This is a genomic window from Streptomyces sp. LN549 (assembly GCF_043203805.1).
Classification (GTDB): domain Bacteria; phylum Actinomycetota; class Actinomycetes; order Streptomycetales; family Streptomycetaceae; genus Streptomyces.
Window position 1 is genome coordinate 7,977,141 of sequence record NZ_JAZHRI010000002.1, and the last position, 16,227, is coordinate 7,993,367.

A 16,227-nucleotide genomic window follows, 5' to 3' on the forward strand; every position below is an offset into this window, starting at 1 on the left:
GCTACCGCGGACTCATTGCGAGGACGCGGTCCACGCCGGCCGTCAGCTCCAGCGGAGCCGCGGGGATTCCGGCGGAGGAATCGGTGAGGGTGCTGCCGTCGCCCGTACGGACATCGATCCGGGCGTCACGGGTGGGATGCAGCACCGCGGTCGCGGTGCCGTCGGAATGCCAGCGCAGGTCCAGCCCGGCGCCGAACCTGGTGCGCACACCGCGCAGTTCGCCGCTCGGACAGTCGGCCAGGGGGGCGGGCAGCAGGACCAGCCGGTGCGGTGTCGACTGGACGAGCGACTCGATGACCGCCGCGGGCAGTGCGTGGGCGGCGTCCGCGTTGTAGACGTTGCGGGACGGATAGTGGGCGCTCATCAGCGAGTCATGGAAGAAGTCGCCAGCCAGCACGGCGTCCAGCGCCGCCGAGGCCCGCATGCCGTCCCGGAGGCGTGCGGCGATCAGCGCATGGTGCAGATGTCCGTGTGCGGAGTCGTTCTCCGATCCGCGCAGTTCCAGTGCGCGGTGCGCGGCGGCCGAGAGCTCGGGAGTGTCGTACGGATTGATCGCGTCCAGCGGCCACACCGGATAGAGGTGACTGAGATGGCGGTGGTCGTAGGTCTCCTCCAGGCCCGGCCATGCCCACTCGGCGAGCGCTCCGTCCTCGTTGACCCGGTAGCGCGGGAGCCGGTCCGCGAGCTCCCGCCGCCGTGCGGAGGCCGGAGCGGTGGGGGAGCGGTCGGCCGACGCGGTGAGCGCGTGGCGGGCCGCCGCGAGGTCCATCGTCGCGTTCACCGTCCCCCAGCTGGCGTTGGCCGGACGGTTCTCCGGTGAGTACGAGGGCACGACCGCCACCGTGCCGTCGGGCGCGGTGCGGGTCAGGAAGTCCTCGTAGAACAGGGCGGTTTCATGCAGCGCTCCGGTGAGCCGGGGGTCGGTCACCCCGCTCGTCTCGGCGTGCTCGATCAGCGGTTCCAGGAGCCAGTCCGCACCGGCTGTCCACAGGTGCAGCGGATAGGCCCGCTGGTAGTGGCGGGTGTGGCCGGACTCGCCGTCGGTGTGGGACGGCGCGACGATGCCGCGTGCCCCGAAAAGTGCCCGTGCGTTGTCCCGCCAGTCGGCCAACTGCCCGTACACCAGGGAGGCATGCGCCTCGGACACCTCGGGAAGTGCGGCGGCTGCCGCCGAGGCGATCTGGAGGTTGAGGTTGGCATTGGTCGTGAACGCCCCCGACCAGGCGGTGTCCCAGTCGCCCGTCCACAGGCCGGTCAGCCGGGGCGGCAGAACTCCGGAGGACGAGAACAGGTGGTAGCGCCCGGCCGCGAACAACCGCTCCAGCAGCGCGGGGCTGCTTGGCCGACGCACCAGCTCGCTGCCGGGCAGGGCGCGTTCGGCCGGATCTGCGTCCAGGGTCAGGGAGGCCCGCTGGAAGGCCGGGCGGTGCAGTGCGCGGTGCCGGGCCAGCAGCGTCGGGTAGTCGTCGCGCGGCAGGGCGGCGCACTCCGCGGCCAGGTCCAGGCTGCCCGCGTGGCGCCGCACCCGGGTGAGCAGCAGCAGACTCCGGGCCCCCTCGACCCGGATCCCCTCGCCGGAGACGGACACCTTGCCGCCGTCCGCCCGGACCACGGTCACCCCGGTGTAGGCGAGTTCGCTGTCCGGGTAGCCCACCCGCAGGGAAAGGCGGCCGCCGCCCGGCGTCAGCACGGTGCTGCGGCCGATGGCGAGGCGCGGTGGAGCGCCCGGCAGCGCGTGGTCCAGGGTCAGGTCCACCGCGAGTCCGGGGCCGGTGACGTGCTGGACGATCACATCGTCGGCTCGGGAGACGAAGACCTGACTGCGCCGGCCTTCGCACACGGCCGTGATCTCACCCGTGGTGAAGTCGAGGGTGCGGCGGTAGCCCGGGGACGGCTCGTTGCCGTCGGAACCGGACGACGAGTCGGGCGTGGGCCGGATCCTGGTCTGGAACGCCGGATGGAAGGGCTGCACCCACACCAGCGGCCGGCCCGCCCCGAACCGCTCGGCGGCCGTGGTGTCCCCGGTGAGCAGGTCGCTCTGCAGCTGGTCCAGCCGGTCCGCGAGTTCGGGGGCACGGAGGTGCTCGCTGCCGTTGGGGCGGACCAGGGTGTGGTGGTTGACGACGACCCGGTCGTCGACCGGGTCCCCGTACACCATCGCCCCGTGCCGGCCGTTGCCGCCGAGGAAGGCGTCCTCCCAGCGGGCTGCGGGACGCGGCTCCCACGTGCCGTCGATCTGCGTGCGGACGGTCATGGCGCGGCGCTCCGCAGCACGGCCACACCGTAACGCCCCAGCTCCACCCGGTCCTCGACCGTCCGGCCTGTCAGCAGCTCCTCGTGCGCACCCGGAACGGCCACGGTGACGGTGTCCCGCCCGTGGTGGAGCAGGAAGAGCAGCCCGCCGCGACGGACCGCCTCCACACCGGCGGGCAGCCCGGCGAGCACCGGCTCCACGCCGGCCTTCCGCACCACGTCGCCGAGCAGCGCACGCAGCGCCTCCGGCTCCGGCAGCGTCGACAGGTACCGGGCCCGGCCCCTGCGCAGCACCGCGGGCAGCCCGGCCAGCTCGCCGTCGCGGTACGCGGCCACCACCTCGGTGCCCTCCGCCGCCTCCAGCTCCTCCGACCAGAGGGTGCCCTTGAAGCCGTCGCACTCCACGGTCGAACCCGCGTCCAGCGGCCACCACTCGTGCAGCGTGCGGATCCCGAACAGCTCGCGCAGCCGTGCGTCCATCCCGCCCGGCCTGATGCGGTCGTCCACGTCCGCGATCCCGCTGAAGAATCCGCAGACCAGAGTCCCGCCGCCCTGTGCGTACGCCACGAGATTGTCGATCGAGGCGTCGGTGAGCAGATACAGATGGGGTACGGCGACCGCCTTGAACCGGCTCAGGTCGGCGTCGGGGCGGGCGAACTCCGTGGCGACGCCGTTCTCCCACAGGGCGCCGTGCCAGCGCTGCACGACCTCGGTGTAGTCCAGCAGCGAGGACGGCCTGCCCTCCTGCGTGCCCGCCCACCACGAGTCCCAGTCGTGCAGGATCGCCACGTCGGCGGGTACGTCACCGCCGCCGACGGCCGGGCCGATCACGGCGAGTTCCGCCCCCAGCCGCTTGACCTCTCGGAAGGTGCGGCCCTGCTCGCCGGCGTGGGTGAGCATCCCGGAATGGAACTTCTCCGATCCCTGCCGGGACTGCCGCCACTGGAAGTAGCAGACGGCGTCGGCGCCGCGTGCCACGGCCTGCAGCGACCAGAGCCGGTTCAGGCCCTCGGGCTTGGGGTGGTTGACGCCCCGCCAGTTGACCGGCCCCGCCGCCTGCTCCATCAGCATCCACGGGCCTGCGGCCTGCGAACGCGTCATGTCGGCGAGCATCGCGTTGTACTGGCCGCCCTGTGGGTCCCGGGGGTCCGGATAGATGTCGACGGAGACGATGTCCTCCTGCGCCGACCAGGCCCAGGCGTCCTGGCCCGACCACAGCGGCATGAAGTTCGTCGTCACCGGGATGTGCGGGGTGTGCCGGGCGACGATGTCGCGCTCGGCGACGTAGCACTCCATCAGCGCGTCGGAGGTGAACCGCTTGAAGTCCAGCACCTGTGCCGGGTTCTTCATGTACTGCGCCTTGCGTGGCGGCAGGATCTCCGTCCAGGAGTCGTAGCGCTGGCTCCAGAACGCCGTGCCCCACGCCTCGTTGAGCGCGTCGACGGTGTCGTACCGGTTGCGCAGCCACCGGCGGAAGTGGGCGGCGGTCTCGTCGCACCAGCAGTGGGTGCAGTACTCGTTGTTGATGTGCCACACGGTGAGTGCCGGATGGTCCGCGTACCGCGCCGCCAGGTCCTCGGTGAGGGCCGCGGCATAGCGCCGGTAGACGGGGGAGCTCGCGCAGAACTGCTGGCGCGAGCCGTACCAGACGACCGAGCCGTCCTCCGTGCGCGGCAGGGTCTCCGGGTGCCGTGCCCCCATCCACGGCGGCGGGGACGCGGTCGGGGTGGCGAGGGCGACGCCGATGCCGTGCGCGTGCATCAGGTCCATCAGCCGGTCCAACCAGCCGAACTCCCGCGCTCCTGGGCGTGGTTCGATTTTCGCCCAGGAGAAGACGCCGAGGGTGACGGAGTTGACGCCGGCCTCCTTCATCAGCCGGGCATCGTCCTCCCACACCTCCTCGGGCCACTGCTCGGGGTTGTAGTCGCCTCCGAAGAGGATGCGGCCACGGGCTGCGTCGCGCAGGGACGGCATGGCGTCTCTCGTTTCTTACTGGGGTTCTGCGTACTGGATGCCGCGGCCGTTGGTGCCCAGATAGACACGGCCGTGGACACGGGGGTCGCCGGTGATCACTTCGCCGGTCCAGCCCCACTGGTGGGAGTCGTCGTTGATCCGTATCCAGGTGGCGCCCGCGTCGTCCGAGCGCAGCACCGCCACACCGTCATGCGTCGCGGAGACCCTGCCCGTCTGGAAGACGGCCGGGTATCCGGCGCCGGGCCGCTCAGGGCCCTTCACCGGCGCCGCCTTGCCGAAGCCCAGGGCGTGCGAGGCCTGGCAGCCCGCCACCGCCGTGAACGTCAGCCCGCCGTCCGTCGAACGGAACAGTCCGTTGTCCTTCGCGGAAAGCCACAGGTCACCGCTGCGTCCGGGGGCCGCCGCCATCTTGAACTGCACGTCCCCGGACGGGAGTCCGGTCGCGCCCCGGGCGAAGGCCGCCCCGCCGTCCGCCGAGTGGAAGACCGCTCCGGTGTCGGTGTCGTAGACGTAGAAGCGCCGCGCGTCGAGCGGATCGGCGACCGGGGCCGCGCCCTTGGGGAACGTGACGACCTCGGACCAGCTCGCCCCGCCGTCGGTGGAGCGGTGTGCCGGGTACTTGGTGCCGTCCCAGTGGACGAACGACCAGAGCAGGACCGACCCGTCGGCGGAGACCGCGACAGGCCCGGGGGCGGAGGCGGCGATCTCCGGCTGGGCGGCGAACGGCTGCCAGGTCCTGCCGCCGTCGTCCGAGGACGCCCCGGCGGAGGTGGAGCCCGACGGCCAGCCCGTCCGTACGACGTACGAGGGCTTGAGCGCGGCGAGGGCGAGCCCGGTGGCCGTGCCGAAGACCGGGTTCGACGCCATGCCGCGGGACGGGGAGGCGGTGAGCGAGTCGTGGTACATCACCCCGATGTCGCCCAGACCGCTGAGGAGGCGGGCACCCTTTGCGGGCGGGGCGAGCAGGAAACGTACCGACGACTCCTCAAGACCTCGGATCTCCGGGGCCCAGTGGACCAGGTCGCGGGTCCCGAAGATCGTCGCGCCGGTCCCGTACACGATGTGCCGCGAGTCGAACGGGTCGACGGCCACGGCCTGGATCCACCAGCCGAACTTGGCCGACTCCCCGCCCCAGCGCAGATAGGGGGTCTCCGCGACATCGAGGACCGCGGTGTCCTTCAGCGAGGTCCAGGTGGCGCCGGCGTCGGTGGAGCGGAACACCGTGTCGATCTGCGACCAGCGGTTGTTCGTGGTGACCACGAGTGTGCCGGCGCGGCGCGCGTCGACCGCGACACCGCCGTAGCCGAAGCCGTCACCGGCCGCGGCGTCGGGCTGCACGGGGGTCACCTCGCTCCAGGTGTCCGTCACCGTGTCGAGGCGGTGGACCGAGCCGGCGGACTGTCCGTTGGGGCCCGGGGCGTCCGCGTAGGTGACGTACAGGGCGCGGCCGCGGGCGTCGTACGCGGCCCGGACCGGGACCTTCGTCGCCGCGCTCCCGGAGGGCTGTCCGGGTACGGCCTCCCAGCCGCCGGAACCGTCCGTACGGTAGAGCGCGCTGCCGCCGTCACCCCAGCCCGCGTACACCGCCCGGCCCGCGGCGGCGAGGAACATCACGCCCTGGCCGCTCGCCGACGCGGAGGCGGGGAAGTCGGCCGGAGCCCACGACGCACCGCGGTCGGTGGAGCGCAGCAGCCCGTCGTGCCGGGTGCCGAGCCAGAGCGTGTCGCTGTTCCGCGGGTCCACGAGCAGCCGCTCGCCGGCGCCGCGCCCGTCCTCGTTGGCGCCCAGCCGCACCGTCAGGTCTGCCCGCCGCCAGGTCGCGCCCCGGTCCTCGGAGCGGAGCACCGCGCCGGGGCTCGCCCAGGACTGGGCGTACGTGCCGCAGGCCAGATAGAGGCGGTCCGGGTGCGCCGGGTCGACGGCCAGGGCCTCAATGCCGAGCAGGTTCCAGTCGTCCCAGCCGAGGTGGTCGGTGAGCGCGGTCCAGCGGGCCTTCGCCTCGTCCCAGCGGTAGGCGCCGCCGATGTCGGTGCGGGCGTACGCCAGCCCCTTCACGGAAGGGTGGAACAGCACCCCGGTGACGAATCCCGTTCCGCCGATCGCGGCGGTCCGCCAGCGATGGGGCTCGGCGGCGCCGTCCGAGTGGTGCTTCGACGCGGCCGTGGCGGGGCCCGCGGCCGGCAGGGCTGCTGCGGCCGCGGCAACGGCCGCTCCCGCGAGCACCGTTCTGCGACTGGGCGTGGGCGCGGACGAAGTGCGCATGGCGAACACCTTCCGGACAAGGACAAGGAATGGGGCAAGGAATGGGGCAAGGAATAGGGCAAGGAAAGGGACAAGAGGGAGGGGAGGAAGGAGCGGGGCCGGTACCGGCAGGCGTGCGGACCGGCCCCGCACCTGGGCCGTGCTGGATCAGCCCTTCACGGCGCCGGTGAGCATGCCCTTCTGGAAGTGCTTCTGGACGAACGGCGACAGGATCGCGACCGGGATGAGCGCGAGGATCATGACCGCCATCTGCACGGCGAGGCTGTTGATCGACCCGTTGCTGACCGCCGCGCCCATGGCGCCCGGCGGGACCTGGTGCTGGAGGACCAGCTGGCGCAGGATCATCTGCAGGGGGTACTTCTCGCTGTCCTGGATGTAGAGCATCGCGTTGAACCACTGGCTCCAGTAGCCCACCGCGTAGAAGAGCGAGATCACGGCGATCACGGCGCGCGAGAGCGGCATGATGATCTGGAGCAGGATCCGCCACTCGCCGGCGCCGTCGATGCGGGCCGCGTCGATGAGTTCGGGTGCGGTGTCCATGAAGAAGCCGCGCAGGACCAGCACGTTGAAGACGCTGATCGCACTGGGCAGGATCATCGACCAGTAGCTGTCGCTCAGCCCGATGCCCGTGACCAGCAGGTACGTGGGGATGAGCCCCGCACCGAAGAACATCGTCGCCATCAGGGTCATCAGCAGCGGACGGTGGGCGTACGAGTCGCGGCGGCTCAGCCCGTACGCGCACAGGATCGAGACCACCATGCTGACCACCGTGCCGACGACGGTGAGGCCCACGCTCACGGCGGCCGCGCGGGTCACCGCGCCACCGCCGAGGAGCTCCTTGTACGCGACGAACGTGATGCCCTTCGGCCAGACGACCAGACCGCCGGCGTCGTTGATCGCCTTGGTGTCGGAGAGGCTGGTGACGAGCACCACCCAGATCGGGATGATCACGATCGCGCAGATCGCGACGAGACCGAAGCCCTTGAAGGCGAGACCCGTTTTGCTGGGCTCCTCCTCCCACACGGGGCGGGGTTCCGTGCGCAGGGCGCGCTGGAGCGGAGTCTCCGCGCGGGGCGCGGGTTCGGCCGGGTCCTTCTCAAGTTCCAGGAGAGTTGTCATTTCTTGGAGTACACCCCCTGCTCGCCCATCATGTGGGCGACCTTGTTGGCACCCAGCACCATGGCGACGCTGAACAGCCCCTTGAAGACGCCGGCGGCGGCCGCGTAGCCGAAGTCGCCGGTCTTGATGCCCGTCCACCAGATGTAGGTGTCCAGGATTTCCGAAGCGCCGGCGCCGACCTGGTCGCGCTGGAGCAGGATCTGCTCGAAGTCGAGGTTGAGTGCACTGCCCACCCGCAGAACGAGGAGCAGTGCGATGACCGGACGCAGGGCGGGCAGCGTGACGTGCCACATGCGGCGCCAGCGGCCCGCGCCGTCCACGGCCGCGGCCTCGTACAGGTCGGTGTTGACGGCGGCGAGCGCGGCGAGGAAGACGATCACGCCCCAGCCGGCGTCCTTCCATACCGCCTGGGCGGAGACCAGGAACTTGAAGAAGCCCGGGTTGGTCATCAGGTCGAAGCCCTCATGGCCGTGTTCGCGCAGCCATTGGGCAACCAGCCCGGCGCCGCCGAACATCTGCTGGAAGACGGTGACGACGAGCACCCACGAGAAGAAGTGCGGCAGATAGACGACTGCCTGGACCCACGCCCGCACCCGCGCGCTCATGATCGTGTTGACCAGCAGCGCGATGGCGATCGGGATGGGGAAGAAGAGGACGAGCTGGGTGACGAAGATGACCAGGGTGTTGATGAGGACTTCCCAGAAGCGGTAGTCCTCGAAGATCCGGGTGAAGTTGTCGAAGCCGACGAAAGGGCTGCCGGTGATGCCCAGGTCGTACACGTCGTAGTCCTGGAAGGCCACGATGTTCCCGAGCAGCGGGATGTAGTTGAAGATCAGCAGCAGGGCGATGGCCGGCAGCGTCATCAGTACCAGGGTGCGGTCACGGCGCAGACGTTGGCGCCAGGTGATGCCGCCCGCCTGCGGCCCGGTCCTTGCCGGTCTGCTCTTCGACGTACGGGTACGGGGGGTGTCGATCGCGCGCGACCTGCCCGTCCGCCCGCCGCTTCCGTCCTTGCTGTCGCCGTCACCGCTGCCGCTGCCGCCGGCCGGGGCGCCGGCCCCGTCGGCGGTGCGGCCCGGGTCGGTCGTAACCGTGGCCCGTGGTTTCACCGTGTGCTCCCCATGTCGTGCTCTCCACCCCGGCCGCCGGGCCTCGTGCGCCCGGCGGCCTTCTTACGACCTCACCGCTGAGGTCGTTGCTGTCCTGCGTACGGCTGGTGCGCGTCGTACGCGTCAGACGCCGGAGCCGTTCTTGTCGAGGATGTCCTGGTACCAGGCGCGCAGCTTGTCGCCGCCGCTCTTCTTCCAGGTGTTCACGGCCTCGTCGACGTCGCTGACCTTCTTGCGGCCGCGGCGGATGTCCTTCTGGAGGTCGTCGAAGGGCGTGTACAGGGAGGCGTACCGCTGCGGCTCGACGACCTGCATGCCGAAGAAGAGCGGCTTCTTGATGTGCGGGGCCTGACGTGCCATCCAGGCGGCGTAGTCCTTGGCCAGCTGCGGCTGGTCCGGGTAGGCGATCGAGGTGGGCGGCGAGGCGAGGAACAGGAAGGTGGAGGGCTGCGCCTCCTCCACACCCTGCGGAGTGTAGGTCGGGGACCCGTCCTTGATCGTGTAGTGCGTGCCCTTCACGCCGTAGTTGGTGAGCATGAACTCCTCGGTGCCGAACGGCGCGGCCGCGTAGTCGGCGATCGCGAGGAACTCCTCGATCTGCGCCTTGGAGAGCTTCTTGCTGAGGAAGGTGAAGATGCCCGCCGGGTCGTCCTGCCACAGGGTCGGCTTGCCGCCGTCGTGGCTGAAGAAGTCGAGCGCCTGCATGTCGAACTTCGGGTTGGCGGCCTTCTGTTCGGTGACCATGCCCTTCCAGCCGCCGGTGCCGTCGTTGTACATCACGACGTGTCCGCTGGTGAAGCGGATCTTGGCGTCGGCGTCCTTGCCGGCGTCGGCGTCCGGGTGGACGTACCCGCCGTCGTGGAGCTTGCGGGCGAACGCGAGCGCCTCGCGGTACGCCTTCGTCTCGATCTTGTGGACCAGCTTGCCGTTCTCCAACTGCCAGTAGTGCGGCGCGTCCGGCAGCAGGCCGTAGATCTTCTGGATGCAGGTCCAGAGGTCGTCGAAGGCCCACACCTTCTGCTTGGGAGCGGTGTGCTCCTTGCCGAAGGCCAGCAGGTCGTCCGCGCTGGCCGGCACGGCGCCGGAACCGATCAGGTCCTTGCGGTAGAAGATCGCGTTGCCGATGATCGGCGTCGGCATGGGCAGCCCGCGCAGCTTGCCGCCGAAGACGGAGTACTGCCAGGCGCCCGTCGGGATGTTCGCCAGGTTCGGGTACTTCTTGACGGCATCGCCCGCCAGGAAAGGCGTCAGGTCCGCGAACTTGGCGCTGATCGCGTTGCGGATCTGCCCCTGCATGTTCCAGCCGGGGATCGTCATGACGTCCGGGATGTCCGAACCGGCGAGGACCGCGCCGATCTTGTCCTGGTAGGTGTTGCCGTCCTGCGGGTCGAAGTTGAGCGTGGCGCCGACCGCCTTGTTCACCGCTGCGTAGTACGGGTTGTCCTTCTTCGGGACCGTGCCCCACAGCGGCGTCATGACCCGGAACTTCGAGCCCTTGCCCGGGACCGACTTGACCGAGACGACCAGGGGGTCGGGCAGCTTGGTGAAGCCGGGGCTCGAACCGTTGACGCTCGCGACGTCGGGCTGGACCAGGTTCGACGGGGCGTAGGACGGCACAACCTTCTTGAGTGCCTTGCCTGTTGTCGTGCCCTCCTTGCTCCCGGAACCGGAACCGGAGCCGCCGCACGCGGCGAGCAGCGGCACCCCGCCGGCCACGGCGACAGCGGCGACCGCGCCCGTGGCGAGGAAGCTTCTCCGGCTCGGAGCCGTGGAGGAGGGGGAGGAATTCGGCGTCATTGCGTCAACCCTTCGAGGCGCACCAGGACGACACGTGGCGGGCGACCGCCGTTCGGTTCCTGTGTCTGAGGTGGAGCGTTGCTGACTGAGCCGGCGTGACCGGCCGCAGGTGAAGCGGTTCAACAGGGAGGCAGCAGACTCTGTCGCCGTCCCGGAAATTCAAGGGCGCCGGGCGCCCCATCGAAGCTCCGTCGAAGCGCTTCGATGTTGCAGCGAGGTTAAGTGAAGGGCCCCGGCCGCACAAGAGTCCGTTTCCAGATTCCTCCGACCTGTTTCCGAACCGTTTCCTGGCGCAATGGGAGCCTGTGGCGTACGGCGGTCATGGGTAGGGCCTTGACACTTGCGGGGTCGGCCACGGAGCATCGAAGCGCTTCGAAAGATCTTCCGAGGCTCCTCGGGCGCTCGTACGAGGCACTGGCACCGGAAAACCTCCCACCTCTCCAAGGGGACCCGCACGTGACGGAACAACCGCAGCCCTTCCGCGACCCGCAGCTGCCCTTCGCCAAGCGCGTCGACGATCTGCTTCAGCGGCTCACGCTCGACGAGCGGATCGCGATGCTGCACCAGTTCGCACCGGCGGTCGACCGGCTCGGGCTCGGCGCCTTCCGGACCGGCCAGGAGGCCCTGCACGGTGTGGCCTGGATGGGCCCGGCGACGGTGTTCCCGCAGGCCGTGGGGCTTGGCGCCACCTGGAACGACGAACTGGTGCGCCGGGTCGGCGAGGCTGTCGGCAACGAGGTCCGCGCCAAGCGCGCACAGGACGACCGTGTCGGCCTCAACGTCTGGGCCCCCACCGTGAATCTGCTGCGCAACCCGCTGTGGGGACGAGGTGAGGAGGGGTATTCCGAGGACGCGGGCCTGACCTCCGCCATCGCCGTCGCGTACACCCGGGGACTGCGCGGCGACCACCCGCTTTATTGGCGGACCGCCCCCGTCCTCAAGCACTGGCTCGCCCACAACAACGAGACCGACCGCGACACCGCCTCCTCCTCGGTCCGCCCGCGGGTCCTGCACGAGTACGACCTCAGGGCCTTCCGCGACGCCGTGCAGGCGGGCGCGGTGGCCGGTGTCATGCCGGCGTACAACCTGGTCAACGGGCGCCCCAACCACGTCTCGCAGCTCCTGTCCCAGCAGCTGCGCAGCTGGACCGACCGGTCGCTGGTGGTCTGCTCCGACGCCGGGGCGCCGTCCAACCTCGTCGACTCCGAGCACTACTTCGACACCCACGAGGAGGCCACGGCCGCCTCCCTGCGCGCCGGTGTCGACAGCTTCACCGACCACGGACAGGACTCCGCCATCATGACCGGCCGCATCCGCGGCGCCCTGGAGCGTGGCCTGCTCGACGAGCACGACATCGACACAGCGGTCCGCCGGCTGCTCGAAATGCGCTTCTCGCTCGGTGAGTTCGACCCCGAGCTCGACCCGTACGCGAACACCGACGCCTTCGACACCGAGGACCACCGGGCGCTCGCCCTGGAGGCCGCCGAGCAGGCAGTCGTCCTGCTCAAGAACGACGGCCTGCTGCCGCTCGACCCCGCCGCCGGGAAGACCGTCGCCGTCGTCGGCCTCCTCGCGGACGCCTGCAAGCTCGACTGGTACAGCGGCACGCTGATCCACCGCTCCACCCCGCTCGACGGACTGCGGGACCGCTTCGGCGCCGACCACATCGTCTTCGCGGAGGGCGCCGACCTGGTCCGGCTGAAGTGCGCGGAAGGCTGGCTGCAGATTCCCGCGGCGGGCGAGAGTCAGGAGCCGGTGCGCGGCGCGGAAGGCGCCCTCGACCCGGCGCTGCTCGCCGGCCGCACCGACCTGCCGCCGCTGACCTGCGGCGACACCCCGTCGGAGCTGGCGCTCGTGGACTGGGGCAACGGCGTGATCACCCTGCGGGAACCGGCCGGACGCTACCTCTCGGTCGCCGAGGACGGCTTCGTACGCGCCTCCGCGGACGAGCCGGGTGGCTGGATCGTCCAGGAGACGTTCCGCTGGGAGGCGGTGGAAGGTCATGCCGGCGGTCACCGCCTTCTGCATGTCGGAACGGGTAGGTATGTCTCTGTCGCCGCCGACGGCGTAAAGGTTGCCGCCCCCGGCGAAGAAGTTTCCGGCTCCGACCGGGCCGCCGGAACGGTCTTCGAGCTGGAGGTCGCCGAGCGCGGCGAGGACGCCGTCGCCCGCGCGGCAGCCGCCGCCGACCTCGTGATCGTGGTCGCCGGCAACGACGCGCACATCAACGGCCGCGAGACCGAGGACCGCACCACCCTCGATCTCCCCGCCCAGCAGGAACGCCTCTGGCGCGCCGCCCACGCCGCCAACCCGCGCACCGTGCTCGCGGTCACCTCCGCCTACCCGTACGCCCTGACCGACGCAGCGGCCACACTGCCCGCACTGCTGTGGACCGCACATGGCGGCCAGGCCGCCGGGACCGCGCTCGCCCGTGTCCTGGCCGGCGACGTCTCCCCGGCCGGCCGGCTGCCGCAGACCTGGTACGCCTCCGACGCGGAACTGCCCGGCCTGCTGGACTACGACATCATCGGCTCGCGCCAGACCTACCTCTACTACGAGGGCACCCCGCTCTACCCGTTCGGCCACGGCCTCTCGTACAGCGACTTCACCTACAGCGCCCTGAACGCCGAGCGCGACGGCGACCTGCTGCGGGTGTCGCTGACCGTCACCAACACCGGTGCCGTCGCGGCCGACGAGGTCGCCCAGCTGTACGTGCGTGCGGTGGCGCCGTCCGTCGTCCGGCCGCTGCGCCAGCTGGCCGGCCACCGCCGGCTGCACCTGGCGCCCGGCGCCGCGGAGCGCGTCGACCTCATCGTCCCCGTCGCCGAGCTCGGTCACTGGGACGTGGCGCACGGCCGCTGGACCGTCGACCCGGGGGCGTACGAGATCCAGGCAGGCGCCTCCAGTACGGACATCCGGCTCATCACCGTCGTCACCGTCGACGGCGACCCGGCCGGACCGCGCCCCGTCCTGGTACGCGGTCTGGACGCGGCCGACTACGACGAGCAGCTGGGCACCGAGATCGTCGACCGCGCCAGGACGGACGGCGACGCGGTCACCGCCGTCGCCGAGGGCAACGAACTCCTGTACCGGCGCTGCGACTTCGCGGACGGGGCGAGCGGAGTCGAGGTGTCGGCCGCGGGGGAGGGGGCCGTGCTGATCACCGTCGACGGCAGCACCGTCACCGTCCCGGTCGCCGCCACCGACGGACCGTACGACTACCGAACCGTCCAGGCGGGGCTGAACGCCTCCGGCACCGGAGATCTGCGCATCACTCTGCGCGGCACGGTGCGCCTGGCCCGGATCACCTTCACCGGGAACGGCGAATGAACCGGACCGCTCCGCGCACCCCTGTCCCTGTCCCTCCCCCTCCGGTTGTCCCCGGCAAGGAGTCCGCATGAAGTTCACCGACGGCTTCTGGCTCATGCGTGAGGGCGTACGCGCCTCCTACGCGACCGAGATCCGCGATCTGCGCGTCGGCGCCGACCAGTTCACCGCCTACGCGTCGGTCAAGCATGTCGCCGAGCGCGGCGACACCCTCAACACCCCGCTCATCACCGTCGAATGCTTCTCCCCGGCCGAAGGCGTCATCGGCGTGCGCACCACCCACCACGCCGGCACGGTCCACCGCGGCCCCGACTTCGTCCTCCCCGGCCTCGACCCGGCAGCCGCCGGGGCCCGCACCCGGCGGGACGGCGCGGTCACCGAACTGACCAGCGGCCCGCTGACCCTGCGCATGGACGGCGACGGCCCCTGGGGCCTGACCTTCCTGGACGCCGACGGACGGCGCCTCACCGGCGTCGACGCCAAGGGCACCGCCTTCGCCACCACGCCGGACGGCGCCCACCACATGCTGGCCCAACTCGCCCTGGACATCGGTGAGAACGTCTACGGCCTCGGTGAGCGCTTCACCCCGTACGTCAAGAACGGCCAGACCGTCGACATCTGGCAGGCGGACGGCGGCACCAGCAGCGAACTGGCCTACAAGAACATCCCGTTCTACCTCTCGTCGCGCGGCTACGGCGTCTTCGTCAACCACCCCGGCAAGGTCTCCTTCGAGATCGGCTCGGAGTCGGTCGGCCAGGTGCAGTTCAGCGTCGAGGACCAGTCGCTGGAGTACTACATCGTCGCCGGGCCGACGCCCAAGGAAGTGCTGGCCCGCTACACCGCGCTGACCGGCCGCCCCGCCCTGCCGCCGGCCTGGTCCTTCGGCCTCTGGCTCACCACGTCCTTCTGCACCTCGTACGACGAGGAGACCGTCACCTCCTTCGTCGACGGCATGGCGGAGCGCGACATCCCGCTCTCCGTCTTCCACTTCGACTGCTTCTGGATGCGCGAGTACCAGTGGTCGGACTTCCTGTGGGACCCGGAGGTCTTCCCCGATCCGGAGGGCATGCTGGCCCGGCTCAAGGAACGCGGGCTGCGGATCAGCATGTGGATCAACCCGTACATCGCCCAGAAGTCAGCCCTGTTCGCGGAGGGCGCCGAACTCGGCTACCTGGTGCGCAGGCCCAGCGGCGACATCTGGCAGTGGGACCTGTGGCAGCCCGGCATGGCCCTGGTCGACTTTACCAACCCCGCGGCGCGCGAGTGGTACAACGGCAAACTCCGCGTCCTGCTCGACCAGGGCGTCGACTGTTTCAAGACGGACTTCGGCGAGCGCATCCCCACCGATGTCGTCTGGCACGACGGCTCCGACCCGGAGCGCATGCACAACTACTACGCGCAGATCTACAACCGCACCGTCTTCGAACTCCTGGAGAAGGAGCGCGGCCACGGCGAGGCGGTGCTCTTCGCCCGCTCGGCAACGGCGGGCGGCCAGCAGTTCCCCGTGCACTGGGGAGGCGACTGCTTCGCCTCGTTCACCGCGATGGCCGAGTCGCTGCGCGGCGGCCTCTCCCTGTCGCTGTCCGGCTTCGGCTTCTGGAGCCACGACATCGGCGGCTTCGAGGGCACGCCCGACCCGGCGGTCTTCAAGCGCTGGCTCGCCTTCGGCCTGATGTCGTCGCACAGCCGGCTGCACGGCAACGTGTCCTACCGGGTGCCGTGGGCGTTCGGCGAGGAGGCGGTGGACGTCGCCCGGAAGTTCACCCTGCTGAAGCACCGGCTGATGCCGTACCTGTACGGGGCGGCCGCGACCGCCCACCGTACGGGCGTCCCGATGATGCGCCCCATGCTGCTGGAGTTCCCCGGCGACCCGACGACCCGGATGCTGGACCGCCAGTACATGCTCGGACCGGACCTGCTGGTCGCGCCCGTCTTCACGGAGGACGGACAGGTCGAGTACTACGTACCCGAGGGCACCTGGACCGTCCTGCTGACCGGTGAGACCGTCACCGGACCGGTCTGGCGCCACGAGACCCACGGCTTCGACAGCCTGCCGGTCCTGGTGCGTCCGGGCGCGGTGCTCCCGTGGGGCTCGGACGACCAGCGCCCCGACGGCGACTGGCTGGACGGGCTCACGCTGCGGGTCTTCGGCGGGGCGTCCACGGCATCCACCGGCGACGGCACGTCCGTCACGGTGCCGGACCTGACGGGCGCGACCGCCGCCACGTTCCGGGTGGTGCGGGACGGGGAGACCCTGACCGTCACCTCCGAGGGCACGGACCGTCCGTACCGCGTGGTCGCGGAGCCGACGGGGGCCGAGGCTGAGGGATCGGGCACGGTGACGCTGCGGGGGGCCTGAGGTGTCCGGGGCGGGGCTGTCGGAGCA

General features: G+C 70.8%; 8 protein-coding genes. 2 read left to right on the top strand and 6 right to left on the bottom strand.

Translation table 11 applies throughout. From position 1 onward, the window contains the following. Window position 1 precedes the first annotated feature (1 nt). From SH922_RS35495 to SH922_RS35520, 6 genes are all read right to left on the bottom strand, one after another. The gene (locus SH922_RS35495; RefSeq protein ID WP_393062649.1) at window positions 2-2,254 is read right to left on the bottom strand and encodes a glycoside hydrolase N-terminal domain-containing protein; all 2,253 of its coding nucleotides are present in this window, start codon (window positions 2,252-2,254) and stop codon (window positions 2-4) included. Continuing rightward, the gene (locus SH922_RS35500) at window positions 2,251-4,227 is read right to left on the bottom strand and encodes a beta-galactosidase (RefSeq protein ID WP_393062650.1); all 1,977 of its coding nucleotides are present in this window, start codon (window positions 4,225-4,227) and stop codon (window positions 2,251-2,253) included. The genes SH922_RS35495 and SH922_RS35500 overlap by 4 nt, the downstream gene beginning before the upstream one ends. Window positions 4,228-4,242: 15 nt before the next feature. Then, entirely contained in the window at window positions 4,243-6,489 is a 2,247-nt protein-coding gene (locus SH922_RS35505; protein ID WP_393062651.1) for a 1,4-beta-glucanase, read from the bottom strand. Window positions 6,490-6,636: 147 nt separating this feature from the next. Beyond that, window positions 6,637-7,608: a carbohydrate ABC transporter permease gene (locus tag SH922_RS35510; protein WP_393062652.1), complete on the bottom strand. Its 972-nt coding sequence runs from the start codon at window positions 7,606-7,608 to the stop codon at window positions 6,637-6,639. Beyond that, a complete protein-coding gene (locus tag SH922_RS35515) occupies window positions 7,605-8,717 on the bottom strand; it encodes an ABC transporter permease (protein WP_393062653.1) in 1,113 nt (370 codons plus the stop codon). Before SH922_RS35515 ends, SH922_RS35510 begins: the two co-directional genes overlap by 4 nt. 123 nt (window positions 8,718-8,840) lie before the next feature. Then, the gene (locus SH922_RS35520; protein WP_393062654.1) at window positions 8,841-10,514 is read right to left on the bottom strand and encodes an extracellular solute-binding protein; all 1,674 of its coding nucleotides are present in this window, start codon (window positions 10,512-10,514) and stop codon (window positions 8,841-8,843) included. 456 nt (window positions 10,515-10,970) lie between these two features. Here SH922_RS35520 and SH922_RS35525 point away from each other — a divergent pair, with 456 nt between their 5' ends. Further along, complete coding sequence (locus tag SH922_RS35525) at window positions 10,971-13,844, top strand: glycoside hydrolase family 3 C-terminal domain-containing protein (protein WP_393062655.1); 2,874 nt, start codon at window positions 10,971-10,973, stop codon at window positions 13,842-13,844. Window positions 13,845-13,911: 67 nt separating this feature from the next. Then, a complete protein-coding gene (gene yicI / locus SH922_RS35530) occupies window positions 13,912-16,200 on the top strand; it encodes an alpha-xylosidase (RefSeq protein ID WP_393062656.1) in 2,289 nt (762 codons plus the stop codon). Window positions 16,201-16,227 lie beyond the last annotated feature (27 nt).

What these genes read in the sequence shown, in the direction of transcription:
- SH922_RS35495 (WP_393062649.1), bottom strand. Translation starts at nt 2,254, where the DNA reads ATGACCGTCCGCACGCAGATCGACGGCACGTGGGAGCCGCGTCCCGCA.
- SH922_RS35500 (WP_393062650.1), bottom strand. Translation starts at nt 4,227, where the DNA reads ATGCCGTCCCTGCGCGACGCAGCCCGTGGCCGCATCCTCTTCGGAGGC.
- SH922_RS35505 (WP_393062651.1), bottom strand. Translation starts at nt 6,489, where the DNA reads ATGCGCACTTCGTCCGCGCCCACGCCCAGTCGCAGAACGGTGCTCGCG.
- SH922_RS35510 (WP_393062652.1), bottom strand. Translation starts at nt 7,608, where the DNA reads ATGACAACTCTCCTGGAACTTGAGAAGGACCCGGCCGAACCCGCGCCC.
- SH922_RS35520 (WP_393062654.1), bottom strand. Translation starts at nt 10,514, where the DNA reads ATGACGCCGAATTCCTCCCCCTCCTCCACGGCTCCGAGCCGGAGAAGC.
- yicI (WP_393062656.1), top strand. Translation starts at nt 13,912, where the DNA reads ATGAAGTTCACCGACGGCTTCTGGCTCATGCGTGAGGGCGTACGCGCC.